This is a genomic window from Streptomyces cyaneofuscatus (assembly GCF_042718795.1).
In the GTDB taxonomy this organism is placed as follows: Bacteria; Actinomycetota; Actinomycetes; order Streptomycetales; family Streptomycetaceae; genus Streptomyces; species Streptomyces cyaneofuscatus_A.
Window position 1 is genome coordinate 224,936 of sequence record NZ_JBHXOX010000011.1, and the last position, 23,814, is coordinate 248,749.

Consider the following 23,814-nt stretch of genomic DNA (forward strand, 5'->3'; position numbering starts at 1 on the left):
TGGTTCGCCAGTTGGTGAAGCGAAGGTTTATCAGCGGTCGCGAGGCTCGTCAACGGTCCGTCAAACCGCGTGTGGGCTGGGAAAACAGCGATGAGGGCCCGCACCGCGCGAGCGGTGCGAGCCCTCATTGGTGTAGACCTCTAACGCCTTACTGGTGAGGGGCCTGCGGCGGCTGCGGAGGCCTCTGCTGCCACCCGGCCGGATCCACCGGACCCTGCAGATCGGGCTGGCCTGCCGGGTTGTCCTGACCACCCGGCTGACCGCCCGGCTGACCCTGCGGCGGTGCGGCGGGGGCCGGTCCACCCGACTGGGCCTGCGGTCCACCCGGCCGGCCCTGCGGCGGGAGCGACTGCTGCCAGCCGTTCTGCTGTCCGGCCGGGCCCGGCTGCGGGGGGTAGGGCTGCTGCGGGGGCTGGGGAGCGCTCGGCTGATATCCCCCGTACGGCGGCGGGGGCTGCTGTCCGGGGTAGGGGTGCTGGCCCGGGACCGGCTGGCCGGGCTGTCCCTGCTGGACGGGGTACGGCTGTGGCTGCGGCTGGTAGGGCTGGCCGGGGGCGGGCTGCTGGGGGGCGTACGGCTGCTGGCCGCCGGGGCCGACCGGCTGCTGGTGCTGCGGGTAGGGCTGCTGGTGCTGTTGTGGGGCGTGGGGCTGGTGCGGGGCGTGGGGGTGCTGACCCTGCTGGCCTTGCTGGGCCTGGTGGCCTTGCTGCTGGCCGGGGAACGGCTGACCCGGCATCGGCTGGCCCTGCGCCGGGTAGCCCTGCTGGCCCGGCATCGGCGGGGCGTACTGCGGGGGTGGGTTCTGGCCGCCCGCCGTCCACAGCCCCTGCTGCTGCTGGGCGCGCGAGAAGTCCTCCGCGACCAGGGCGGAGAGGTTGAAGTACGCCTCACGCGTCTTCGGACGCATCATGTCGAGGTCCACCTCGGCACCCGCCGCCAGGTGTTCGTCGAACGGGACGACCACGACACCCCGGCAGCGCGTCTCGAAGTGCTGCACGATGTCGTCGACCTTGATCATCTTGCCGGTCTCGCGGACCCCCGAGATGACGGTGAGCGAGCGCTGCACCAGGTCCGCGTACCCGTGCGCCGAGAGCCAGTCCAGCGTGGTGGAGGCGCTGGAGGCGCCGTCGACCGAGGGCGTGGAGATGATGATCAGCTGATCGGCCAGGTCCAGCACGCCGCGCATGGCGCTGTAGAGGAGGCCGGTGCCCGAGTCGGTGAGGATGATCGGGTACTGCTTGCCGAGCACGTCGATCGCGCGCCGGTAGTCCTCGTCGTTGAACGCGGTGGAGACGGCCGGGTCCACGTCGTTGGCGATGATCTCCAGACCGGAGGGGGCCTGGGAGGTGAACCGCCGGATGTCCATGTACGAGTTGAGGTACGGGATCGCCTGGACCAGGTCGCGGATCGTGGCCCCGGTCTCGCGCCGCACCCGGCGCCCGAGCGTGCCGGCGTCCGGGTTGGCGTCAATGGCGAGGATCTTGTCCTGCCGCTCGGTGGCCAGGGTCGAGCCCAGCGCGGTCGTGGTGGTGGTCTTGCCGACGCCGCCCTTGAGGCTGATGACGGCGATGCGGTAGCAGGAGAGCACCGGCGTACGGATCAGCTCCAGCTTGCGCAGCCGCTCGGCCTCCTCCTTCTTGCCGCCCAGCTTGAACCGGGAGGCGGCGGAGGGGTTGCGGCTACTCTTCGCCTTCTGCTTGCCCCGGACGAGCCGGTCGGAGGAGAGCTCGACGGCCGCCGTGTACCCGAGGGGCGCGCCCGGTACGGAACGCTCGCGCTGGTCGTGGGTGACCGGGGTGGGCCAGGCGCCGCCGGCACGGGGGTCGACGGGCTGGTCGGGGCTGCCTTGGTGGCCCGGCTGCTGGCCTTGCTGCTGTCCCGTCTGCTGGCCCGGCTGGTGTCCCTGCTGCAGGGCGTGGGGCGGCTGGGGCTGGCCGTGCTGCTGACCGTGCTGTTGACCCTGCTGGGGGTACGGCTGCGGCTGCTGGGGGGTGGCCGGGGTGGCGGGCGCGGGCAGGTTGGGGGTGGCCTGGGCGGGGAAGGGAGCGGGCTGCTGGGGTGGGTTGGGCGCCTGGGGCGGAGGTGCCTGCGGGAAGCCGTAGCCGCCTTGGGCGCCCTGCGGGGGCAATTGCTGGTGCGGCTGCTGTTGAGGGAAGCCGTAGCCGCCCGCGCCCTGGGGGGCCTGGGGCGGCAGGGGCGCGCCCTGGGGGCCCTGGCCGGGGAACTGCTGGGGCTGCTGCGGCGCGTGAGGCTGCTGAGGTGCCTGCGGCGGCTGGGCCGCGTGCGGGAAGCCGTAACCGCCGGGGGCCTCGTGGGGCGGCACGGGGGCGGGCCACTGTGCCGCGGGCTGCGGGGTGCTGGGTTGCGGAGCCGCCGGCTGGAAGGCGGGCGGCAGCGGCGGCAGTGCGCCGCCCTCGGCGGGCGCGGACCACGGGACCGGCGCGGCGGAGGCCTGCGGTCCGGGCGGGGTCGCGGGCGGGGCGTCGTGGGGAGCGGCGTCCTGCGGTACGGCGTCGGCCCGAGGGCCTGCCTCTGCGGCGGGGGAGCGGTCACCGTCCGCACCGGCGTCCGCGTGGTCGTCCGTGTCGGCCGGGTCCGCAGCGGTGGCGGAGTCCGCGGGCTTCGGGGCATCAGCGGTGGCCGATGCGTCCGATCCGCCATTCGTCTCCGTGTCCGTGTCCTTGTCCGGGCCCGAGCCGTGGCCTTCGGCGGCGGAACCCGCGTCCGTACCGTCGCCGTCCGTGGAGCTCGACTCCGTACGGGAGGAAGCCGAACCCGGCTCCGTACCGGACAGGCCGGAGTCCGTCCCCGTCCCCGCCTCCGTCTCCGAGGCGGAAGCCGCCGCCTCGCGCTCGGCGATCTCCCGCTTGAGGGCGGCCGGGGAGAACCGCATCGTGGCGCCGCTCTCCACATCGCCGCCCCCGAACGGCCCCGGGTCACCGGAGGCATCGGCGGAGGCGGAAGCGGCCGGAACGGCCGGCACACCGGGAACGGCCGGCACACCGGGAACGACGGGCCCGACCGGATCGGCAACCGGAGCAGGCGCCTGCGGGGCGGCCGGCTCGACAGGGGCGGCCGGCTCGACAGGGGCGTCCGCGTGGGCGGGCGGTGCCGGGGGAGCGGGAGCCCAGTTGGGGTCGAACCCGCTCTGGGACGGCTGCTCCGGCACGGACACCGGCGCCCCGTACGGCGGCGGAGGCGGCGCCAGGTGTGAGCCCGCGCCTCCCGACGAGTCCCCCGCCGCGTTCTGCGTGTACCAGGCGGGAGGGGTGTAGTCGATGGTGAACTCACCCGTCATCTCGGCGGGATCCGCGTCGGACGACTCGTCGACGGGCGTGTTCCATCCGCCGCGGATCTCGTCCCGATCGCTGTTCACTGTGCCTCCTGGTGTGGTCGAGCACCCTTGTGCCGTGGTGGGTGGGGGCGACCGGTCTCATCGGGCCCGGTACGCCCGGCTCTCCCCCTTGCGACGCGCACAACCCGCTCGCAGGTTTCTGCCGCGCCCCACCCACCCTAATCGCCATGGGGCGAACTCCGGCAGGCCGTATCGCCCGGCAAAGAACGGCGAGGGTGGCGGCCGGGCCCGGCCGCCACCCTCGTACCGCCTGCGTCGTCTACTTGAGGTCGAACTCACCGTCGCGGGCACCCAGGACGAACGCCCGCCACTCCGCCTCCGTGTACCGCAGGACGGTGTCCGGGTCCAGGGAGGAGCGCATGGCGACCGCGCCCCCGGGCAGATGCGCGATCTCGACCCGCTCCTCGACGTCCTCGGTGCCGGGCGCGCTCAGCCACTCCACGCCCGAGATGTCGAGAGCGTAGAGCTCGTCCTTTTCCTGCTGGGTGCCCATACCGGCGTCCCTTCCGATCGAACTGTCGAACCGTGTGTCATTGCGTGGTCCATGCTCCCTGGCGGGAGGGGCACATGGGGGGCGAACGGGAGAGGAATCAGTCCATCCGGCGAGCTGTACCGAGCAGACCCGTCTCCGCGTCGGTCGCGCTCGTCATCACCCAGTGGTGGTCGCGGCCCGCCACCCAGAGCGTCACCCCGTCCGCCAGCGTCGGCAGTGCCTCGCTCTCGGCCGGTGCGAGCCCCAGGATCCGGCCGATCTGCTGGGCCTCGTCGGGCGAGACCCGCTGGATGCCCACGAGCGCCGAGGAGCGCATCAACCGGGGCGCCACGGGGCTGAGATAGGGGAGCAACGTCAGCACGGACTGCCAGGGGGAGGAGACCACCCGGCCGCGGGGCGGCCGCATACCGCAGTCGCGGATGACCACCACGGGGCTGCCGACCGTGGCACCCGTGGGCGGGACCCGCCCCACGTCGTACAGGGAGACGCACTCAAGACCGGCGCCCGCCGCCTGTGCCAGCGTGGTCCAGGCCTGCACCCGGCCGGTCTCGACCGCCACCCGCGCACCTGTGCCGGCGGCGCGCAGCGCCAGCACCTGCGCCGTCCACAGGCCGCCGATCAACGTGACGTCGTACGGGACCGGGCGGTGGAACCCGATCAGCTGCGGGCGCCCCTCCGCGTCGTTGCCGATGATCACGCCGTCGTCGCCGACCGGGAGCGACAGGGCGCCGAGGTGGTCGGTGGGCACGGTGTGGCCCGCGTGGCGGGGGCCGAGCAGTCCGCGCCTGGCCCCGGTCCGCTCCGTCACCCCACGCGCCACTGCCGCTCCGCCTCTCCGCGATCCGCTTCTCACTGGGTCCCTCCGAGGGGGAGCGTCGCCAGCACACCGGGCAGCTGTTCGCGGTCCAGCCGCGCCAGACCCACCTTCGCGTGCCGGGCGGCCTGCTCCAACGTCCTTCGTACGCCGACGAGTTCGGTGTCCGACCCGCCGGTCACCCGGACATGGCCGCTGACGCTCGTCTCGCCCTGCCGCTCACCGCGCCGCACCGTCAGGCTGAAGGTCGTGGCGTACGCGGGGACCGACGTCAGCAGCGCGACCAGTTGGGGGAGCGGCGTCGCGCCCCGGCCCAACTCGGGCCACCGGTCGACGGCATACGTCGTGTGCCACCGGTCGTCGCACCGCCAGACCCGCGAGGTCTCCATGGTGCGCCGCTGCGGTGCGGCGTCCGCGCGCCCGGCGCGCCCCGAGAGCAGGGGGTTGGCGCAGGCGGACGTGGCGACGGCCGAGTTCAGCTCGTCCTGGTCCAGTACCACGGCCCGGAACCCGGCCCCCGTGATCCGGCTCGCCACATGGTCCGCGACCCGCACCAGGCAACGCTGGGCCCCCTCGATCCCGCCGCCACGCGCCTCGATGGCCTCCCGGCACAGCTCCGGGTCCAGCTTCACCGCCACCCAGGTCATCCGCAGGGCGGGCGCCCCGGTCTTGTCCTGGAGCGGCCCGTACGACAGGCGGGCCCCCGACTGCTGCGGCAGATGCGGGGCCGGAGCGGCCCGTACCTGCTGCACCAACTGCGCCGACTCCAGCACGATGTCGTCGACCCGGAGGGCGTCCCCGAGCAGCGACAGCGGGAGCGAGCGGGCGCCGAACGCGGGCCGCAGCGCCTCACCGCTCGCCTCCACCCGCACCGCGGCGGTCAGGAACGTGCCGTCGCCGAGCATGCCCACCGTGCGGTGGTCCCGGTCGACGTAGATGTGGGGGCCGAAGCCGGGCACGTTCTCCGCGACCGGGGCCAGCATCGGCTCCGTGTCGCCGCCCGGCGCCGCCTTCCGCCGCCGGGCCCTGAGCAGGAGGGCGCCGGCCAGCCAGTCCTGGAGTGCGCGGCCCCGGCGGCGTACCACCGCGAGCAGCACCAGCAGCACGACGAGCACACCGGCGGGCACCAGCCAGGCACCGCCGAGCGCCGCACCCACCACGGCCACCGCGAGCGCCACCTCGATGATCACCAGTTGCCGCCGCAGCGGCCGGACCCGGCCGGTCCGCGCGGTGGCGCGCAGGGTGGTGGCGGCAGGGGCGTTCGACGTGGTGGCGGGGGTCGTGGCGGGCGGCTCGTTGCTGCGTTGCCGACGGGAAGGACCGGACGCCCGGCGGCCGGACCGCCCGGTACGCTCGCGCGTAGCTGCACCCATTGCCGCGTTGCCCCCTCGTGTCCCGTATTCGCCGTTTCACGTACGGGTGTTGACCGGTTGGTCACCCTACCTGAGCAGTGGGGGCCGAGCCCCTGGGGGCATAGTAGGGGCCCGGTGCGACACCAGGGGTCGACGGTGCGTGTGGCACCCTGGTCGACCATCGGGGAGAAGGGGCACCGGAACATGGCATCACGGCGGGATGAGCTCAACGCCTACACCTTTGCGAAGCGGAGGTTGATCGCACAGTTCCTGCAACCCAACCCGACCGGCTCGGAGGAAGGCGCGCCGCGCCCCCTGCGCGCGGTCGTCCCCGGGGCGATCATCGGCGTCGTCATCCTCGCCGTCTTCGGCGCCTGGGGGATGTTCAAGCCGGTGGCCCCCAAGAACTGGGACGCCCCCAACGAGAACGTCATCATCGCCAGCAAGTCCACCACCCGCTACGTGGTGTTGACGACCGGCGGCAAGAAGCAGCTCCACCCCGTCCTGAACATGTCCTCGGCCAAGCTCCTGCTCGCCCAGGACAAGGGCAAGGTCGTCAACGTCGACGAATCGGTGCTGGACAACGGCACGATCCCGCACGGCGCGACGCTCGGCATCCCGTACGCCCCCGACCGGCTGCCCGACCCCAAGGACGCCGGATCCGCCAAGCGCTGGGCGGTCTGCGAACAGCCCGGAGAGGGCGGCCGGGCCATCCAGAAGGCCGCCTTCGTCCTCGCCGAGCGCGAGGAGAAGAAGACCGAGGGCACGGCGAAGCTGCGCGGCGGCGAGGTGATGTACGTCGAGGGGCCCGACCGGACCCGCTACCTCGTGGACGCCACAGGCAAGGCGTACCCGGTCCCCGCCGACGAACTGCTGCTGCGCACCCTGGTCGACCCGGGCGCCAAGCCCCAGCGGGTCTCCGCCGCGTGGCTGGCGACGCTGCACCAGGGCGACCGGATCACCTTCCCGACCCTGGACGGCGTCCCCGGCGTCCCCGCGAACGTCCCGGGCACGCTGGACGACGACACGGACAAGGTCGGCATGGTGCTGGCCGCCACCGCCGGAACCAGGACCCAGCAGTACGTCGTCCTCCCCGGCAGGGTCGCCCCGGTCTCGGACTTCATCGCCAAGCTCCTGCTCAGCAGCCGGGATCTGGACAAGCTCGGCCAGGCCGGGCGGGTGAAGCCGGTGGGCGCCTCGGCGTTCTCGCCCGGCCGGGCCTTCGGCGCGGAGCTGGACTGGCCGGTCCACGAGGCGAAGGCCGTCAACTCCCCCGATGTCACGAAGGGAAGCCGGAACACCGTGTGCAACGTCCTGCGCGACGTCGACGCCGACAACGGCGCCACCACCCTCTCCACCTGGGTGGGTACGAGCTTCCCGGCGACGCTCCCCACCGGATCCTCCAGCGCCTACGTCACCCCCGGATCCGGCGAGTTCTTCCGCCAGTTCCAGGGCTCCAAGACCGATGTCGGCTTCCTCTTCCTGGTCACCGACACCGGACTGCGCTACGCGATGCAGTCCAACAGCGACAGCGGGCAGGACGACTCCGGCATCGGCGCGTCCGGCTCGGAGAAGGAGCGGGAGGCACGCCGACAGGAGGCCCAGCAGGCCCAGAACCTCCTCGGCTACAAGGACGTCGACCCCACCCCCGTACCGGCCGCCTGGTCCACGTTCCTGCCGACGGGCCCGAGGCTCTCGACGGGCGCGGCGAGCCAGCCGCAGGGTTCGTGAGGGACGGTAGGCCGATGACGCGCCCCACCCCTTTGTCTCCGCCTTCCCCGGCCAGGCGCCTGCTGACGGCAGCGGCGGCCACCGGCTTCCTCCTCGTCGCCCTGCCGGCCCCGCAGGCGGCCGCGGACGGCACGACCCAGTGCACGTTCGGCGGGAAGAAGTACCCGGGCCGCCCCTGGTCGTTGCAGCGCGTCCTCATGGACGAGTTGTGGAAGCAGTCCACCGGAAAGGGGGTACGCGTGGCGGTCATCGACACCGGCGTCGACGTGAAGAACCCCCAGCTGACCCCCGCCGTGGACGTCAAGGCGGGCAAGAACCTCCTGCCGAAGAAGCTCAAGACCGAGGACGGCCGGGAGATCGAACGCGGCAAGGAGAACGGCACCACGGACACGGTGGGCCACGGCACCAAGGTGGCCGGCATCATCGCCGCACGCGAGGCGAAGGGCACGGGCTTCGCCGGCCTCGCCCCGGACGCAACGATCATCCCGATCCAGCAGAACGACGCCGACGGCAACGGAACGGCGGACACCCTCGCCCGGGCCATCCGCTACGCCGCCGACGAGGCGGGCGCCCACATCATCAACATCTCCCAGGACACCGCCGACGCCGTCGCGCCGACACCGCGCCTGAAGGAGGCCGTCGACCATGCCCTGGCCAAGAACATCGTGGTCATCGCCTCGGCGGGCAACGACGGCATGGACGGAAAAGCAAAACTGACCTACCCCGCCTCCTACGAGGGCGTCCTCGCCGTCGCCTCCTCGGACCGGAACAACGAACGCGCGTACTTCTCCCAGGGCGGCCCGTTCGTCGGCATCGCCGCCCCCGGCGTGGACATGATCTCCACCGTCCCCGGCGGCGGCCACTGCGCCGACAACGGCACCAGCTTCTCCGCCCCGTACGTCGCCGGAGTCGCCGCACTGATCAAGGCGAAGCACCCCCGCTGGACGCCGCGACAGATCGTGGCCCAGATGCAGCAGACCGCGGAGCGCTCGGTGGCGGGCCACGACCGCCACGTGGGCTGGGGCGTCATCGACCCGGTACGCGCCCTCACCGAGGACGACAAGCCCATCGAGCGCCCGGTCGCCAGCGAGGGCATGAGCAAAGGCGAAGCACCGACCACGGCCCAGCTCCAGTTGGGCGAAACGGCCGACGAACGCAACGCCCGCCTCGCGACGTACGTCGTCGTGGGCGGCGGCGTCCTGGTGGCGGCGATCGCCGGTGCGGCAGTGGCCGTACGGGACACGAGACGCCGCAAGAGGCGGCTCGCGGGCGGCGGCTGACGGAGGAGAACCTCGGCGGAGGAATGAGACAAGTCACGTGGCCGCCAACCCAATTGGCCCGGCGCCAGGCAGTGACTAGAGTTGCCGGATGAGATGGGCTCGGATCGCATCGATGCGATAGCAACGCGGAACGATCCGAGCAAACGGGGATGCACAACGGGGAGGACGGCATGGGGACCGGTCCAGGTGACCTCAGGCGCGGAGTAGGCGCGCTGGAGACATTCAAGAAGCGGGTGGACGCCCTGCTCGCCGACCTGGAGGGCTCGGCCGCGGGCAAGTCGAAGGTGGCGGCCCAGAAGGTGTCGCGCGCCTCCTTGAGCGGCCCGAACGCCCGCTTCGCCGAGGCGGACGGCCTCTACACCCAGTACAACCGCGTTCACGAGTCCCTGATCTCGCTCTCCAAGTCGCTGGGCGACCAGATCGAGTACCTGAGCCTGGGCGTGCACGCGGCGGCGGTCGGCTTCGACAACGTGGACGACGAGACGCGGCGACGCTTCCACGAGATCCAGACACGGATGGACCGGGAGCGCGCGAAGGCCGCCAATCCCGAGGCCGACAACCGCGAAGACCTCGGCGACGGGTGGGAGACGAAGTGAGCGACGAGAATCAGCCGGAACTGACCCCTGCCGAACAGCAGAAGCAGGACGAGGGCCGCGTCACGACCCAGCTCGTCGTCACCGATATGACGGAGTTGGGCCGGGAGGTCCTGAGCCTCTTTCCTTTCGGAGGCGGCGGCAGAGCAGGCCGTACCTCGTTCGAGGGACACGATCTCAACGCCATCATCGACCTGGTGGAGAACGCCAACCCGGCCGACCTGGAGAACGCGGGCGAGGCGCTCTGGAAGGCCAGGGACGCGATCCGGAGTGCGGCGAAGGAGCTCGGCGACCACATCGACGGCGTCGACTGGCAGGGCGACTCCGGCGAGGCCTTCCGCAAGTGGGGCAAGGGCCTGGTGACCCACGCCACGAAGCTCGGCGACTTCGCCGACGCGGCAGGCACCCAGATCACGGTGGCCGGCACCGGCCTGGCATCGGTACGCAGTTCCATGCCGCCCCGCGACCGCCGGATGATCCAGACGGACGTGGACGACATCCTGTTCCCGGCCCGGACCGAGACGAACCCGCAGTACGCGGCCGCTCTCACGGTGGAGAAGAACCGCCAGGAGGCCATCAACCAGATCAACCGGCTGGCGTCGTACTACGCGGTGTCGGAGGAGGTTCTGGCGGGGCAGGAACCACCTCGGTTCGATCAGCGGCTGGGTGTCGACATGCCCAAGCCGGATGGGGGATCGGAGTATCGGACCGAAAGCCCTTCATCAGCACGTGGTGGTGATCTTTCGGGTAGCAGCGCGGCACCTGTCATTCCAGTGCGCGCAGTCTCAGGAGAATCCGGCGCAGTGTCCTCAGCCAGCGATCGTGTGCCGGGAGCAGTCCTCGGATCGACGCCCGTGCTGGACAAGAGCACATCTACCGAGATCAACAGTGTTGCGACCCCGACCGCCCCTACTGTGACCACGGGCACGGCTCCTACCCCGTCGGCCACCGGCGGCTCGGCACCGGTCACCACAGCGACTCCGCCAATGGTGCCCCGCGTCGGTACCCCGGTGCCGGGGGGCTTCTCGCGAGCCGCGGGTTCACCGGCTGTCCCTCGGTCCGCGACCCAGGCCGGAGCAGGCCTGGGCAAGGCATCTGCCACTGGGGCGAGCGCCACCGCTAGGGTCGGCACCGGCGCACCTGTAGGCCGCCCGAGTCCGATGGCCGGTGGGCCATCAGCCACGGGGCGTTCCGGCGGGGGTGCCCAGCTGCCCACGGCCGGTCAGTCCGGCGTGACGGGCGGCCGACCCATCGCCGCACACGGCGGCACAGCGGCACCGGGCGGCTCTCGTGCGGGGCAGGGCAACGGCATTGTGGGCGGCACTCCGCAGCGGGCCACCTCTGCGGCGTCCGGCGTTGGCGGGGCTCGCGGAGTGCCGCGAGGAACGGTGATCGGCGGCCCCGGCGCGAGTGGCAGTGCGCCGCGCTCCGGCCAGCGTGGCGCGCCTGTCTCGGGTGCCAGCGGAGTGGTTGGAGCTGCCCGAGGCACGTCTGGCTCTGGATCCAAGGGCTTCACCGCTGGCGGCGCAGGCCTGGTCCGTGGCCCTGCCGGCCGGCGGAAGGACGACCGGAAGGACGAGGAGAACACCGGATCGACCCGTCCGGACTACCTGACGGAAGACGAAGAAACATGGGCGGCGCGACGGAGCGGAGCCGTGCCCCCAGTGGTCGAGCAGTAGCCCCAGGGAAGGTTCGGAAGTCGGAATGACAGCAGGAATGGGCCGACCCCAGAAGCGTGTACTCAGCGCACTGGCTGTGACAGCTTCGTGGAGCTTGGTCTTCGTCGGCGTGGCACAGCCTGCCGCAGCAGTGGACGTGCAGTCCAAGCAGTGGTACCTGAAGGCCATGCAGGCTGAGGAAATGTGGAAAGTCACGACCGGCGAAGGCATCAAACTTGCTGTCATCGACACGGGTGTCAATGCGTCCACTCCATCCCTGCAAGGACAGACGCTCAAGGGCTTCGACGCCACGGGCGCCGAGGGGGATGAGAACGACGACTACAGCGGTCATGGCACGACGATGGCTGAGTTGATTGCGGGAACGGGGAAGGGCGGTGGAATCAAGGGCCTTGCCCCGGGCGCAAAGATCATCCCGATGCGTATTGGAGACAGCGACTTTCAAAAGAAGCACTCCTCCAACGTTCACGACTGGGCGGACGCCATTCGTGCCGCTGCTGACAGCGACGCAAAGATCATCAGTATGTCGTTCAGCAGTCCGTACTCCACGGAACAGGAGCGTGAGGCGGCCAAGTACGTTGAGAGCAAAGGCAAACTGTTCTTCGCTGCGGTTGGGAACGATGGTCAAGGGCGTAACAGAGACGCGTACCCGGCAGCGTACCGTCAGGTAGTAGGTATCGCCGCAGCGGATAAGCAGGGGAAAGTCGCGGAATCTTCGCAGAACGGGAATACAGTGGACATCGCTGCTCCCGGGAAGACGCTTCCGCGGTGGTGCGACAACTCCTTCCAGAGCTACTGCGACGGAGACGGCGGAACCAGCTCTGCCACCGCCATCGCCTCCGCCTCCGCCGCCCTCGTCTGGTCCGCCCACCCCGACTGGACCGCTAACCAAGTACTCAACGTGCTTTTCGACACGGCTAGTCGCACGTGGAAGAAGGGCGACCGCAGCGCCTACCTCGGCCACGGCCTCATCCGCCCCGCGATGAACATCCTCAAGGGCAAGGGCGACCCCGGAGACCCGGACATCAGCCCCCTCACCGAGGAGCGGACCGGCGGCTCCCCGGCCTCCCCCGACCCCTCCTCCACGCCGTCCACCCCCGCCTCCCAGGAGCCCGCCCAGAACGGGCAGACCGACAAGGTCGACGAGACCGTCGCAGCGGACGACAGCGAGGCGGCGGCGTCGGACGGCGGCGCCCCCCTGGGCCTGATCGTCGGCGGCATCGCAGGCGTGGCCGTCCTCGGGGCAGTGGTCTTCGCCGTCGTCCGCAGACGCGGCGCGGCCTGACCACAGGTTCCGCACATGTACCGGCCGGCGAACCATGCCGGCTCGCACAATCCACCGGAAGGAAAGGAAAGCCATGTCGGCAGACCAGAAAGTCTCAGCGGCAGCCCTACTCAGGCTCGAGGGTGACCTCACCGAAAGGTTCGAGTCGGTGAAGGGCCAGCTCAAGCAGCTGAACGCCACGATCGACAGCCTGGAAGGTGCCTGGAAGGGCATCGGCGCCGGAGCGTTCAACCAGAAGCAGGTCCAGATCAACAACAACATGGTCGGCATCGGCAACGAGCTGCTGCGCTTCCAGGAGGCCATCAAGGCCGCCCGCACCATTTCCGGCAACAACGAGGAAGAGATCAAGGCTGCCCTCATGGGCGTGGACGTCGTCGACGGCTACTCGGGCGACGCCGCGGCCACGGCCCGGACCTCGAACCTCAACAACTTCTGACCCGTATTCCGTAACTCGACTGAAGGAGGACCACATGGCCACCAACGACGGTACGACGGTCGTCACTTATGCCAGCCTCGATCTCGCGGCCGCGTCGATCGATCGCCAGGCCAAGCAGCTCGACCAGGACCTCCGGGCGATCAAGACCATGATCGCCTCGGTCTCGGAGCTGTGGGAGGGCGAAGCCAAGACCGCCTACCGCGACGCGCAGGGCCGCTGGGACGTGCAGGCGACGGGCATCAAGGAGAACCTCGCCCAGATCTCCCGCGCCGTGCGCGACGCGGAGACGGCCTACCGCAGCGGTGACAAGCGTGCGGCGGCCAACTTCCACTAGCCGATCCGGCTGGAGAAGCAGGCTGCCCATGCTCAGCAGCACATCAGGGTGGACACGCGCGGGAGGTGTCCACCCTGACGCATGCATGTCCGCTCCACGTCAGCACGGGTGATGCCGAGCGGCGCACGGCGGTGCGCAGAGCGGTGCAGAGCGACGAAGAAGAGGGAGGGGGCGCTGGACACCCAGCGCCCCCTCCCGCGTACTCGACGGCGTCCGCGCCTACCGCCCCCCGACCTACCGCCCCCCGACCTACCGCCCCCCGACCTACCGTCCCCCCTCCACCAACCCCGTCTGCACCAGCGGGTTCCCCCGCCGCCGGGTGACGAACAGGCCCCGCCCCGCCGGCATCGGCCGCGGGCGTACGCCGCCGAGGATGTCGCCCTCCATCGGGTCGCCCGACAGCAGCACTCCTTGCGCGCCCAGCTCCGTCATGCGCTGGAGGAACGAGTCGTACAGGGCCCGGCTCGCGCCCGCCGTGTTGCGGGCGATGATGAAGCGGACGCCCACGTCGCGGGCGAACGGCAGCAGCTCCGTCAGGGACGACAGCGGGTTGCCGCTCGACGTGGCGACGAGATCGAAGTCGTCGATGATCACGTAGACCGTCGGGCCGCGCCACCAGCTGCGGTCCCGCAGCTCCTGGGCTGTGACGTCGGCGGAGGGCGTGCGGCGCTTCATGAGGTCGTGCAGCGCGACCATGTGGTGGTCCATGTTGTTGGACATGGGGATGTACTCCGCCAGGTGCGACGCCGGGGTCACATCCAGCAGGGAGCGCCGGTTGTCGATGACGAAGAGCTTGCAGGTGTCGCCGTCGTACCGCTCGGTGAGCTGCTTGATGACCAGCCGCAGCAGGTTGGACTTGCCGGACTCGCTCTCGCCGAAGATCAGGAAGAACGGGTCGTGGTCGAAGTCGACGAAGACCGGCGCGAGGTTGTTCTCGTCGATGCCGAAGGCGATACCGCGCTCCGGAGCGGCGTAGCCCGCCGGGAGTTCGCTCGCCGGCAGGGAGCGCGGCAGCAGGCGCACCTGCGGCGCGGGCGGAGCCGTCCAGTGGCGGGAGACCTCCGCGTTCATCGCGGCCGTCGCCTCGGAGAGGTCGCTGTCGGAGTTGATGCCGTCGATCCGCGGCACCGCCGCCATGAAGTGCAGTTTCTCCGGCGTCAGCCCGCGACCCGGCACCCCCGCGGGCACGTTGACCGCGACCTTGCGGTCCAGCTCGGAGTCCATGACGTCGCCGAGCCGCAGCTCCAGACGGTTCATGAGGTGGTCCTTCAGGCTGGCCCGGACCTCCATGGACCGTGACGCGGTGACGATGAGATGGATGCCGTAACCGAGGCCCCGCGCCGCGATGTCCATGGCGGCGTTCTCCAGCGCCTCGTAGTCCGCACGGAAGTTGCCCCAGCCGTCGATGATCAGGAAGACGTCGCCCCACGGCTGGTCCGTCACCGAGATCTCGCCGCGCGCCCGCATCCGGCGGAAGGTGGCGATGGAGTCGATGCCCGCGCTGCGGAAGTACTCCTCGCGCCGCGACAGGATGCCGTACACCTCGGCGACCGTACGGCGGACCCGCTCGGGGTCCAGCCGCGAGGCGACCCCGCCGACGTGCGGCAGGCCCGCGATGGACGACATGCCGCCACCGCCGAAGTCGAGCCCGTAGAACTGGACTTCCTGCGGCGTGTGCGTGAGCGCGAAGCCCGCGACGAGCGTACGGAGCAGGGTCGACTTGCCGGACTGCGGGCCACCGGTGATCTGCATGTGGCCGGCCGCCCCGGAGAAGTCCCGGTACAACGTGTCGCGCCGCTGCTCGAACGGCTTGTCGATCACGCCCAGCGGTACGACGAGACGCCCCGCCCCCTCGAACCCGGGCTGCGTCAGCCCGCGCCCCGGCACCGCCGTCAGCCCCGGCAGGATCTCGTCCAGCGACGGCGGGTTGTCCAGCGGCGGCAGCCACACCTGGTGTGCCGAGGCGCCCCGCCCCTCCAGCCGCCGCACGATCACGTCCAGCACCGTGTCCGCCAGCGCGTCGTCGTCCCCCGCCCGCTGGTCCGGCACCCCCGCCCCGGCCTGCGGGCTCGGCTGCACGTACCGCACCGGCACCGGCGCCGCCGTGAACGGAACCGGCCTGCGGTCCACCGGCAGCGGCCCCCCGGACGCGACCGGCCGGCCCCCCGCCCGGTACACCCCGGAGACGTACGCGGCCTTGAACCGCACCATCTCCTCCGTACCGAACTTGAGCAGCCCGGAACCCGGCACGTTCGGCAGGTGGTACGCGTCGGGCACCCCGATCGCCGCCCGTGACTCGGCCGCCGAGAAGGTCCGCAGACCGATGCGGTACGAGAGGTACGTCTCCAGACCGCGCAGCCGCCCCTCCTCCAGGCGCTGCGAGGCCAGCAGCAGATGCACGCCCAGCGAACGGCCGATGCGTCCGATCTGCACGAACATGTCGATGAAGTCGGGCTTCGCCGTCAGCAGTTCGCTGAACTCGTCGATCACCAGGACGAGGGAGGGGATCGGCTGCAGCGGGGCACCCGCCGCGCGCGCCTTCTCGTAGTCGTGGATGTTGGCGTAGTTGCCCGCGTCGCGCAGCATCTCCTGGCGGCGGTTGAGCTCACCGCTGATGGAGTCGCCCATACGGTCGACCAGCGTCAGGTCGTCCGCCAGGTTGGTGATCACCGCGGCCACGTGCGGCATCTGCGCCATCCCGGCGAAGGTCGCGCCACCCTTGAAGTCCGCGAGGACGAAGTTGAGGGTCTCCGAGGTGTGCGTGACGGCGAGGCCGAGCACCAGCGTGCGCAGCAGCTCCGACTTTCCGGAACCCGTCGCTCCCACGCACAGCCCGTGCGGGCCCATGCCCTCCTGCGCCGCCTCCTTGAGGTCCAGCATCACCGGCGCGCCGCCCTCACCGACACCGATCGGTACGCGCAGCCGCTCCGCCTGGGCGCGCGGACGCCAGGTCCGGCTCACCTCGATGGAGGCCGCGTCCCCGAGGTTCAGCAGATCCGTGAACTCCAGGTTGGCCAGCAGCGGCTCGTCGTCGTCCCCGCCCGTCGCCATGTGCAGCGGCGCCAACTGACGGGCGAGCGCCTCCGCCGCCTCGTAACTCAGCAGGTCGGGCACCCCCTCGTAGACGAGCCCCTGCCCCGACTCCAGTTGCAGCGCCTGCGGCTGCACCACCACGGAGAGGCCGCCGCGCGCCCCCTGCACCTCGCCCGGCACGACCTCGATGACCGTGACGCCCTGCAGCCCCTCGGCCGAGGCGAGCACCGACATCGGGGGCACCGAATCACCGTCCAGGACGATGACGACGTGCGGCTGCTCCAGGAGCGGCTGGCCGCCGGGCTGGAAACGGGGGCGGCCGTCGAGCCGGGCCGCGAGCTGCTGCTCCAGCTCCAGCACACCGCCGGTGATCAGACGGCGGCTGCCGGCCCCGTCGGTCGCGCTCCTGTCCTGTACGTGGGGGAGCCACTTCGCCCACTCCCACTGCTGGGCCGCCTCGGCGCCCGTGGCGATCCCGATCACCAGGTCCTCGGGGGAGTGCAGCGAGGCCAGAGCGCCGACCATCGCCCGCGCCGAGGAGCGCGCGGACTCGGCGTGGCCGCCGATCGTCAGGTGGTAGAACGCCCGCAGCGACACGGCCATCGGCAGGCCGTCCAGTGTCGAGTGCGTCGTCAGGAACTGCTGCATCGCCCCGGCCGTCAGCGGCTCCAGCTCATCGACCGGCGCCGTCTCGGGGGCGATGAGCGGCGTCGCCAGCTCCTGGCTGCCGAGCCCGATCCGTACCTGCGCGAAGTCCGCGTCACCGACCCGCCGCTCCCACACCCGGCTGCCCTCGGCGACGAGCGCCCACAACTGCTCGGGCGAGGGGTGCAGATAGAACTGTGCGTCACGCTGCTTGCGCGCCGTCTTCACCACCACGCGCCGCGTCTGCGTCAGGTACTTCAGGTAGTCCCGCCGCATGTCCGCGAGCTGGCCCTGGGTGCCCCGCCGGAAACGCACCATCATCGCGATCGCCATGGCCACCGTGGAGGCGATCATGATCACGCCCATGATCCGCATGATCGGGTTGTCCGTCATGAAGAAGAAGACGACCGAGCCACCCATGCCCAGCATCGGCAGGAGCTGCATGAGCATCCCCTCCTGCTGGCCCCGGGGGAGCTCCGGCGGAGGTTGCAACTGCACCTGCTCGACCGGCACTTCGGAGGGCAGGGCCCGCGGTGGGCGCTTGACGACGATCTGGCTCACAGCTCACCAATTCCCTTGCCGGACGGAAGTGTTCCTATCGGCGCCCCCGTGGCGACGGGCCCCATCCGCGGGACGGATCCTACTGGCGGAGCGGGGGCCGCTTGGCGGTAGGGTGTCGCGATGCGTATACGCATCCGCTAACTACCGCAAGAAGACGGTCATTCGGGACGCGGGGCGGGATCCACCGCTCTCAGGGGTGTATCCGGCAGAAGTTCCAGAACGGCACACAGCGGTTCCGGAACAGCCGTGAACAGCGGCCGCGGTCACCTGGGAGCGCCGCCGCCGAAGTCCAGAACGAACAGGGGGAGCAGCAGGTGACTATGACGGCCCAAGCGGCAGCCACCACGACCGGCCGGCCGAGTCACGGGGTTCCGTCCGGCAACGGCACGGGCTTCTGCCGGGTCACGGTCGTCGCACCCGACAGCCGGGTCGACGTGGCGTTGCCCGAGGACGTGCCCGTCGCGGACCTCTACCCCGAGATCCTCCGGCTCTCCGGACAGAGCCCCGCCCCCGGCGCCCCCGTCGGCTACCACCTCGTACGCCGCGACGGCACCGTCCTTAACAGCGCCCGTACGCTGGCCGGCCATCGCATCCTCGACGGCGAGCTGCTCTCCCTGCGGCCCTTCGCCGAGTCCCTGCCGCCCGCCGTCTTCGACGACGTCTCCGACGCCGTCGCCACCGCCGTGGCCAAGGACCGTACCCTCTGGGGCGACTCCCTCATGCGCGGCGCCGGCCTCTTCGGCGGCTCCGTCCTGCTGACCCTGCTGGGCTTCGTGCTCTGGACCGCAGACCCCCGGCACGACATGCACGGGCTGCCGGGCATCCTGGCGGCGGTCACCGCCGTGCTCCTGCTCGCCCTCGCCTGCGTCCGCGCACGCGTCTACGACGACCGGGGCTCGTCCATCGCGCTCGGCACCGGCGCGATGGTGAACGCCGCGGTCGCCGGTTCCGGACTGCTCTCGCTCAGCACGGGCCAGGGCGTGGGACGGCTGCAGTTCCTGCTCGCCTGCGCCGCCGTGCTGGTCGTCGCGGTCATCCTCATGATCACCGCGCCCGGCGGCGACGGACCGTTCGTCGCGTTCGTCTTCGCGAGCGCCACCGGCCTCGTCGTCACCTTCATCGCGATCACGGCCGAGCTGGCCCCCATCGAGGCCGCCGCCGTCTGCGCCCCCTTCTCCGTGGGCGCCCTGGCCTTCCTGCCCGGCCTCTCCACCCGCTTCGCCCGCCTCCCCATCGGCTTCGAACCGCCCCGCTCCGCCGTCGGCGACTACGGCACCGCCGAGCCGGCGCCCCAGGGCCCGGTCGACGCCGTACGCCTCGCCGCCCAGGCGCGCCGCGGCCACGAGCTGCTCCTCGGCCTGGTCGGCGGCTGCGCCCTGGTGGCCGTGGCCGCCGCCGCGGTGCTCGGCTTCTCGGACAACGTCTGGGGCCAGTTGCTCGCCCTGGCCACCGGGGTCGCCATGCTGATGCGCGCCCACCTGTTCCGCTACACCGCCCAGGTCGGCTGCACCCTCGCCGCGGGCCTCGGCTCCCTCGTCCTCCTGGGCCTCGGCCTCTCCCTCAACCCGCCGCTCACCCTGCTCAATGACGCGCTGGACGGCGACAGCGCCGCCCTGGACATCCGTACGGTGTGGCTCGCCGCCGCCGTCGCGGGCGTCGCGGCCCTGATCACCGCCATCGGCCTGATCGTGCCGCGCAAGGGGGTGACCCCGTTCTGGGGCCGCTTCCTGGAGATCGCCGAGACGGTCGTCCTGCTCACCCTGCTGCCGCTCTGCCTCGCGGTCTTCGACGTCTACCGCTCGATCCGCGCCCTCACGAGCTGACCGCCGGTCCTCAGGCGGCCCCGTCCGGGCGTGACCCGAATGGCTGGTAGTCTGTCCAGTGGCCGTTTGTGTACGCCTCTCCGGATCATCCTGGGGACTGCGCTCATCGGACCTTCGCCTCCGAGTCACGGAAGCTCCCCTGAGATCAAGACCAGGGGCACTCGTGGGCGCTTCGAACATCAAGAGGAGTACGCGTGCCGCTCGACGCCGCTACGAAGAAGCAGATCATGTCCGAGTTCGCCCAGAAGGAGGGTGACACCGGATCCCCCGAGGTCCAGGTCGCCATGCTCTCCCGCCGGATCTCGGACCTGACGGAGCACCTCAAGACGCACAAGCACGACCACCACTCCCGTCGTGGTCTGCTGATCCTGGTCGGCCAGCGTCGCCGCCTCCTGCAGTACCTGGCCAAGAAGGACATCCAGCGTTTCCGTGCGCTGGTCGACCGCCTCGGCATCCGCCGCGGTGCGGCCGGCGGCGCCAAGTAAGTACGCCGTGGAGAGGGAGCGGTTCCCGCGTCTGAGGGGACCGCTCCCTTTGCCGTACGTGCGCGACCGGTGTCAAGCTCAGTAACCTGGACACCGGAACACCTGTAAGACCGCACCACCTGTAACACCGCACCACCGCATCACACGAGGGAGAGGCGCAGCGACGCCGCCGCCGGTCCTCGGTAGTGGCCCCCGGGAACATGCCCGGGAGCTTCGATCGAAGACCGGCCCGCACACACGGTGCGCCTCTCCCGCACCGTCCTCCGCCATACGGGCGCCAGGACGAAAGACGACGAGTATGGAGAAATCACTAGTGGAGAACGAGACCCACTACGCCGAGGCCGTTATCGACAACGGAACCTTCGGCACCCGCACCATCCGCTTCGAGACGGGCCGCCTGGCCAAGCAGGCCGCCGGCTCCGCCGTCGCGTACCTGGACGACGACACCATGGTGCTGTCGGCCACCACCGCTTCCAAGCGGCCCAAGGAGAACCTCGACTTCTTCCCCCTCACGGTGGACGTCGAGGAGCGGCAGTACGCGGCCGGCAAGATCCCCGGCTCCTTCTTCCGCCGTGAGGGCCGGCCCTCCGAGGACGCGATCCTCACCTGCCGCCTGATCGACCGCCCGCTGCGCCCCTCCTTCAAGAAGGGCCTGCGCAACGAGATCCAGATCGTCGAGACGATCATGGCGCTCAACCCCGACCACCTGTACGACGTGGTCGCGATCAACGCCGCCTCCTGCTCCACGATCCTGGCGGGCCTGCCCTTCTCCGGCCCGATCGGCGCCACCCGCGTCGCCCTGATCAAGGGCCAGTGGGTCGCGTTCCCGACGCACACCGAGCTCGAGGACGCCGTCTTCGACATGGTCGTCGCCGGTCGCGTCCTGGAGGACGGCGACGTCGCGATCATGATGGTCGAGGCCGAGGCCACCGAGAAGACCATCCAGCTCGTCAAGGACGGCGCCGAGGCTCCCACCGAGGAGATCGTCGCCGCCGGTCTGGACGCCGCGAAGCCCTTCATCAAGGCGCTCTGCAAGGCCCAGTCCGACCTCGCCTCCAAGGCCGCCAAGCCGGTCGGCGAGTTCCCGGTCTTCCTCGACTACCAGGACGACGTCTTCGAGGCGCTCGCCAAGGCCGTCACCTCCGAGCTGACGCAGGCGCTCACCATCGCCGGCAAGCAGGACCGCGAGGCCGAGCTGGACCGCGTCAAGGAGATCGCCGCGGAGAAGCTGCTCCCGGCCTTCGAGGGCCGCGAGAAGGAGATCTCCGCCGCGTACCGCTCGCTGACCAAGCACCTCGTCCGCGAGCGCGTCATCAAGGACAAGGTCCGCATCGACGGCCGCGGCGTCACGGACATCCGTACGCTCGCCGCCGAGGTCGAGGCCATCCCGCGCGTGCACGGCTCGGCGCTGTTCGAGCGTGGCGAGACCCAGATCCTGGGCGTCACCACCCTCAACATGCTCCGTATGGAGCAGCAGCTGGACACCCTCTCCCCGGTGACCCGCAAGCGCTACATGCACAACTACAACTTCCCGCCGTACTCCGTCGGCGAGACCGGCCGCGTGGGCTCGCCCAAGCGCCGCGAGATCGGCCACGGCGCGCTCGCCGAGCGCGCCATCGTGCCGGTGCTGCCGTCGCGCGAGGAGTTCCCCTACGCGATCCGCCAGGTCTCCGAGGCGCTGGGCTCCAACGGCTCGACGTCCATGGGCTCGGTCTGCGCCTCCACCATGTCCCTGCTGAACGCCGGTGTGCCCCTCAAGGCCGCCGTCGCCGGTATCGCCATGGGCCTGATCTCGCAGGAGATCGACGGCAAGACCCACTACGTCGCCCTCACCGACATCCTCGGTGCGGAGGACGCCTTCGGCGACATGGACTTCAAGGTCGCCGGTACGAAGCAGTTCGTGACCGCGCTCCAGCTCGACACCAAGCTCGACGGCATCCCCGCCTCGGTCCTGGCCGCCGCGCTGAAGCAGGCCCGTGACGCGCGTCTGCACATCCTGGACGTCATGAACGAGGCCATCGACGTCCCGGACGAGATGTCCCCGAACGCCCCGCGGATCATCACCGTCAAGATCCCGGTGGACAAGATCGGTGAGGTCATCGGCCCCAAGGGCAAGATGATCAACCAGATCCAGGAGGACACCGGCGCCGACATCACGATCGAGGACGACGGCACCATCTACATCGGTGCCCAGCAGGGTTCGCAGGCCGAGGCCGCCCGCGCCACGATCAACGCGATCGCCAACCCGACCATGCCGGAGGTCGGCGAGCGCTACCTGGGTACGGTCGTCAAGACGACCACCTTCGGCGCGTTCGTCTCGCTCATGCCGGGCAAGGACGGCCTGCTGCACATCTCGCAGATCCGCAAGCTCGCTGGTGGCAAGCGCGTGGAGAACGTCGAGGACGTGCTCGGCGTCGGCGCCAAGGTCCAGGTCGAGATCGCCGAGATCGACTCCCGCGGCAAGCTCTCCCTCATCCCCGTCATCGAGGGTGAAGAGGCTGACGAGACGAAGGACGACACCGACAAGTGACGTCCCGTAGTTCCGCGACGACGGCCCGCCCCTCCTCGAAGGGGCGGGCCGTCGCCCGTACCCAAACGCTTCTCAAGGGCACAGGCGGCATCGGCACCGTCCGCCGCACCGTCCTCCCCGGCGGTCTGCGGATCGTCACCGAGACCCTGCCCTCCGTCCGGTCCGCCACCTTCGGCATCTGGGCCAACGTCGGATCACGCGACGAGACGCCCACCCTGAACGGCGCGACCCACTACCTCGAACACCTCCTCTTCAAGGGCACCGCCAAGCGCACCGCCCTCGACATCTCCTCCGCGATCGACGCGGTCGGCGGCGAGATGAACGCCTTCACGGCGAAGGAGTACACCTGCTACTACGCGCGGGTCCTCGACACCGACCTGCCGCTCGCCATCGACGTGGTCTGCGACATGCTGACCGGCTCGCTGATCGCCCCCGAGGACGTCGACGCCGAGCGCGGCGTCATCCTCGAAGAGATCGCGATGACCGAGGACGACCCGGGCGACTGTGTGCACGACCTGTTCGCGCACACCATGCTCGGCGACACCCCCCTGGGCCGCCCCGTCCTCGGCACCGTCGACACGATCAACGCGCTGAACCGCGGCCAGATCGCCCGCTTCTACAAGAAGCACTACGACCCCACGCACCTGGTCGTCGCCGCCGCGGGCAACGTCGACCACGCCACGGTCGTACGCCAGGTCCGCAAGGCCTTCGAGAAGGCCGGCGCCCTCTCCCGTACGGATGCCGTCCCCATGGCGCCCCGCGAGGGCTCCCGCACCCTGCGCACCGCCGGCAAGGTCGAGCTGCTGAACCGCAAGACCGAGCAGGCCCACGTGGTCCTCGGCATGCCCGGCCTCGCCCGCACCGACGACCGCCGCTGGGCGCTCGGCGTCCTCAACACAGCCCTCGGCGGCGGTATGAGCTCGCGCCTCTTCCAGGAGGTACGGGAGAAGCGCGGCCTGGCCTACAGCGTGTACTCGTACACCTCGGGCTTCGCCGACTGCGGCCTCTTCGGCGTCTACGCGGGCTGCCGGCCCAGCCAGGTCCACGACGTCCTGAAGATCTGCCGCGACGAGCTGGACAAGGTCGCCACCCACGGCCTGGACGACGACGAGATCACCCGCGCCATCGGCCAGCTCTCCGGCTCCACCGTCCTCGGCCTGGAGGACACCGGCGCGCTGATGAACCGGATCGGCAAGAGCGAGCTGTGCTGGGGCGAGCAGATGTCGGTGGACGACATGCTGGCCCGCATCGCCGAGGTCACTCCTGACGACGTACGGGAGGTGGCGGGCGAGCTCCTCACCCACCGCCCCTCGCTCTCGGTCATCGGCCCGCTCAAGGACAAGCAGGCGGACCGCCTGCAAGAAGCGGTCTCCTAATCCCTTAATCCC

At 70.8% G+C, this 23,814-nt stretch carries 16 protein-coding genes; 11 read left to right on the forward strand and 5 right to left on the reverse strand.

Annotated features, from left to right (window positions below):
* Positions 1 to 148: 148 nt before the first annotated feature.
* The 4 genes from ACFWRT_RS15485 to eccE all read right to left on the reverse strand — a co-directional run bounded on the left by ACFWRT_RS15485 (position 149) and on the right by eccE (position 6,035).
* Positions 149 to 3,376 carry an SCO5717 family growth-regulating ATPase gene (locus ACFWRT_RS15485; protein WP_380951823.1) on the reverse strand — a complete coding sequence of 1,076 codons (3,228 nt, stop codon included), beginning with the start codon at positions 3,374 to 3,376 and terminating at the stop codon, positions 149 to 151.
* Between the two features lie 238 nt (positions 3,377 to 3,614).
* Positions 3,615 to 3,848: a DUF397 domain-containing protein gene (locus ACFWRT_RS15490; protein ID WP_015611831.1), complete on the reverse strand. Its 234-nt coding sequence runs from the start codon at positions 3,846 to 3,848 to the stop codon at positions 3,615 to 3,617.
* A gap of 97 nt (positions 3,849 to 3,945) precedes the next feature.
* Complete coding sequence (locus ACFWRT_RS15495; RefSeq protein ID WP_380951822.1) at positions 3,946 to 4,656, reverse strand: hypothetical protein; 711 nt, start codon at positions 4,654 to 4,656, stop codon at positions 3,946 to 3,948.
* A gap of 41 nt (positions 4,657 to 4,697) precedes the next feature.
* Entirely contained in the window at positions 4,698 to 6,035 is a 1,338-nt protein-coding gene (gene eccE, locus ACFWRT_RS15500; RefSeq protein WP_380951821.1) for a type VII secretion protein EccE, read from the reverse strand.
* 183 nt (positions 6,036 to 6,218) lie between these two features.
* On the opposite strand from eccE, the gene eccB reads away from it, so the two are divergent.
* From eccB to ACFWRT_RS15535, 7 genes are all read left to right on the forward strand, one after another.
* Positions 6,219 to 7,745, forward strand: coding sequence for a type VII secretion protein EccB (gene eccB / locus ACFWRT_RS15505; RefSeq protein WP_380951820.1), 1,527 nt, complete (start codon positions 6,219 to 6,221; stop codon positions 7,743 to 7,745).
* A gap of 14 nt (positions 7,746 to 7,759) precedes the next feature.
* Positions 7,760 to 9,025 (forward strand): type VII secretion-associated serine protease mycosin, encoded by a 1,266-nt coding sequence (gene mycP / locus ACFWRT_RS15510; protein ID WP_380951819.1) that lies wholly within the window; start codon positions 7,760 to 7,762, stop codon positions 9,023 to 9,025.
* Between the two features lie 149 nt (positions 9,026 to 9,174).
* Positions 9,175 to 9,621, forward strand: coding sequence for a hypothetical protein (locus tag ACFWRT_RS15515; RefSeq protein ID WP_380951818.1), 447 nt, complete (start codon positions 9,175 to 9,177; stop codon positions 9,619 to 9,621).
* Entirely contained in the window at positions 9,618 to 11,297 is a 1,680-nt protein-coding gene (locus tag ACFWRT_RS15520) for a hypothetical protein (RefSeq protein ID WP_380951817.1), read from the forward strand. Before ACFWRT_RS15515 ends, ACFWRT_RS15520 begins: the two co-directional genes overlap by 4 nt.
* A gap of 25 nt (positions 11,298 to 11,322) precedes the next feature.
* On the forward strand, positions 11,323 to 12,579 hold the full coding sequence (locus ACFWRT_RS15525) for a S8 family serine peptidase (RefSeq protein WP_380951816.1): 1,257 nt from the start codon (positions 11,323 to 11,325) through the stop codon (positions 12,577 to 12,579).
* A 73-nt stretch (positions 12,580 to 12,652) separates the two neighbouring features.
* Positions 12,653 to 13,015 (forward strand): WXG100 family type VII secretion target, encoded by a 363-nt coding sequence (locus ACFWRT_RS15530; RefSeq protein ID WP_073882384.1) that lies wholly within the window; start codon positions 12,653 to 12,655, stop codon positions 13,013 to 13,015.
* Between the two features lie 34 nt (positions 13,016 to 13,049).
* The gene (locus tag ACFWRT_RS15535) at positions 13,050 to 13,349 is read left to right on the forward strand and encodes a WXG100 family type VII secretion target (RefSeq protein WP_380951815.1); all 300 of its coding nucleotides are present in this window, start codon (positions 13,050 to 13,052) and stop codon (positions 13,347 to 13,349) included.
* A 264-nt stretch (positions 13,350 to 13,613) separates the two neighbouring features.
* Here ACFWRT_RS15535 and eccCa read toward each other — a convergent pair whose 3' ends face one another.
* The gene (gene eccCa, locus ACFWRT_RS15540; RefSeq protein ID WP_380951813.1) at positions 13,614 to 17,588 is read right to left on the reverse strand and encodes a type VII secretion protein EccCa; all 3,975 of its coding nucleotides are present in this window, start codon (positions 17,586 to 17,588) and stop codon (positions 13,614 to 13,616) included.
* Between the two features lie 320 nt (positions 17,589 to 17,908).
* Between eccCa and eccD the strand changes: the two genes are divergently transcribed.
* The 4 genes from eccD (at position 17,909) to ACFWRT_RS15560 (ending at position 23,802) form a co-directional block, all read left to right on the forward strand.
* The gene (gene eccD / locus ACFWRT_RS15545) at positions 17,909 to 19,411 is read left to right on the forward strand and encodes a type VII secretion integral membrane protein EccD (RefSeq protein ID WP_380951892.1); all 1,503 of its coding nucleotides are present in this window, start codon (positions 17,909 to 17,911) and stop codon (positions 19,409 to 19,411) included.
* A 194-nt stretch (positions 19,412 to 19,605) separates the two neighbouring features.
* Positions 19,606 to 19,896: a 30S ribosomal protein S15 gene (gene rpsO / locus ACFWRT_RS15550; protein ID WP_003965855.1), complete on the forward strand. Its 291-nt coding sequence runs from the start codon at positions 19,606 to 19,608 to the stop codon at positions 19,894 to 19,896.
* A 313-nt stretch (positions 19,897 to 20,209) separates the two neighbouring features.
* On the forward strand, positions 20,210 to 22,426 hold the full coding sequence (locus tag ACFWRT_RS15555; RefSeq protein ID WP_380951891.1) for a polyribonucleotide nucleotidyltransferase: 2,217 nt from the start codon (positions 20,210 to 20,212) through the stop codon (positions 22,424 to 22,426).
* The gene (locus tag ACFWRT_RS15560) at positions 22,423 to 23,802 is read left to right on the forward strand and encodes a M16 family metallopeptidase (protein WP_380951812.1); all 1,380 of its coding nucleotides are present in this window, start codon (positions 22,423 to 22,425) and stop codon (positions 23,800 to 23,802) included. Before ACFWRT_RS15555 ends, ACFWRT_RS15560 begins: the two co-directional genes overlap by 4 nt.
* Positions 23,803 to 23,814: the final 12 nt, after the last annotated feature.

Coding starts and splice junctions, on each gene's coding strand:
- ACFWRT_RS15515 (WP_380951818.1), top strand. CDS start 9,175: ATGCACAACGGGGAGGACGGCATGGGGACCGGTCCAGGTGACCTCAGG.
- eccD (WP_380951892.1), top strand. CDS start 17,909: ATGACGGCCCAAGCGGCAGCCACCACGACCGGCCGGCCGAGTCACGGG.
- mycP (WP_380951819.1), top strand. CDS start 7,760: ATGACGCGCCCCACCCCTTTGTCTCCGCCTTCCCCGGCCAGGCGCCTG.
- ACFWRT_RS15535 (WP_380951815.1), top strand. CDS start 13,050: ATGGCCACCAACGACGGTACGACGGTCGTCACTTATGCCAGCCTCGAT.
- ACFWRT_RS15530 (WP_073882384.1), top strand. CDS start 12,653: ATGTCGGCAGACCAGAAAGTCTCAGCGGCAGCCCTACTCAGGCTCGAG.
- eccE (WP_380951821.1), bottom strand. CDS start 6,035: ATGGGTGCAGCTACGCGCGAGCGTACCGGGCGGTCCGGCCGCCGGGCG.
- ACFWRT_RS15525 (WP_380951816.1), top strand. CDS start 11,323: ATGACAGCAGGAATGGGCCGACCCCAGAAGCGTGTACTCAGCGCACTG.
- ACFWRT_RS15490 (WP_015611831.1), bottom strand. CDS start 3,848: ATGGGCACCCAGCAGGAAAAGGACGAGCTCTACGCTCTCGACATCTCG.
- eccB (WP_380951820.1), top strand. CDS start 6,219: ATGGCATCACGGCGGGATGAGCTCAACGCCTACACCTTTGCGAAGCGG.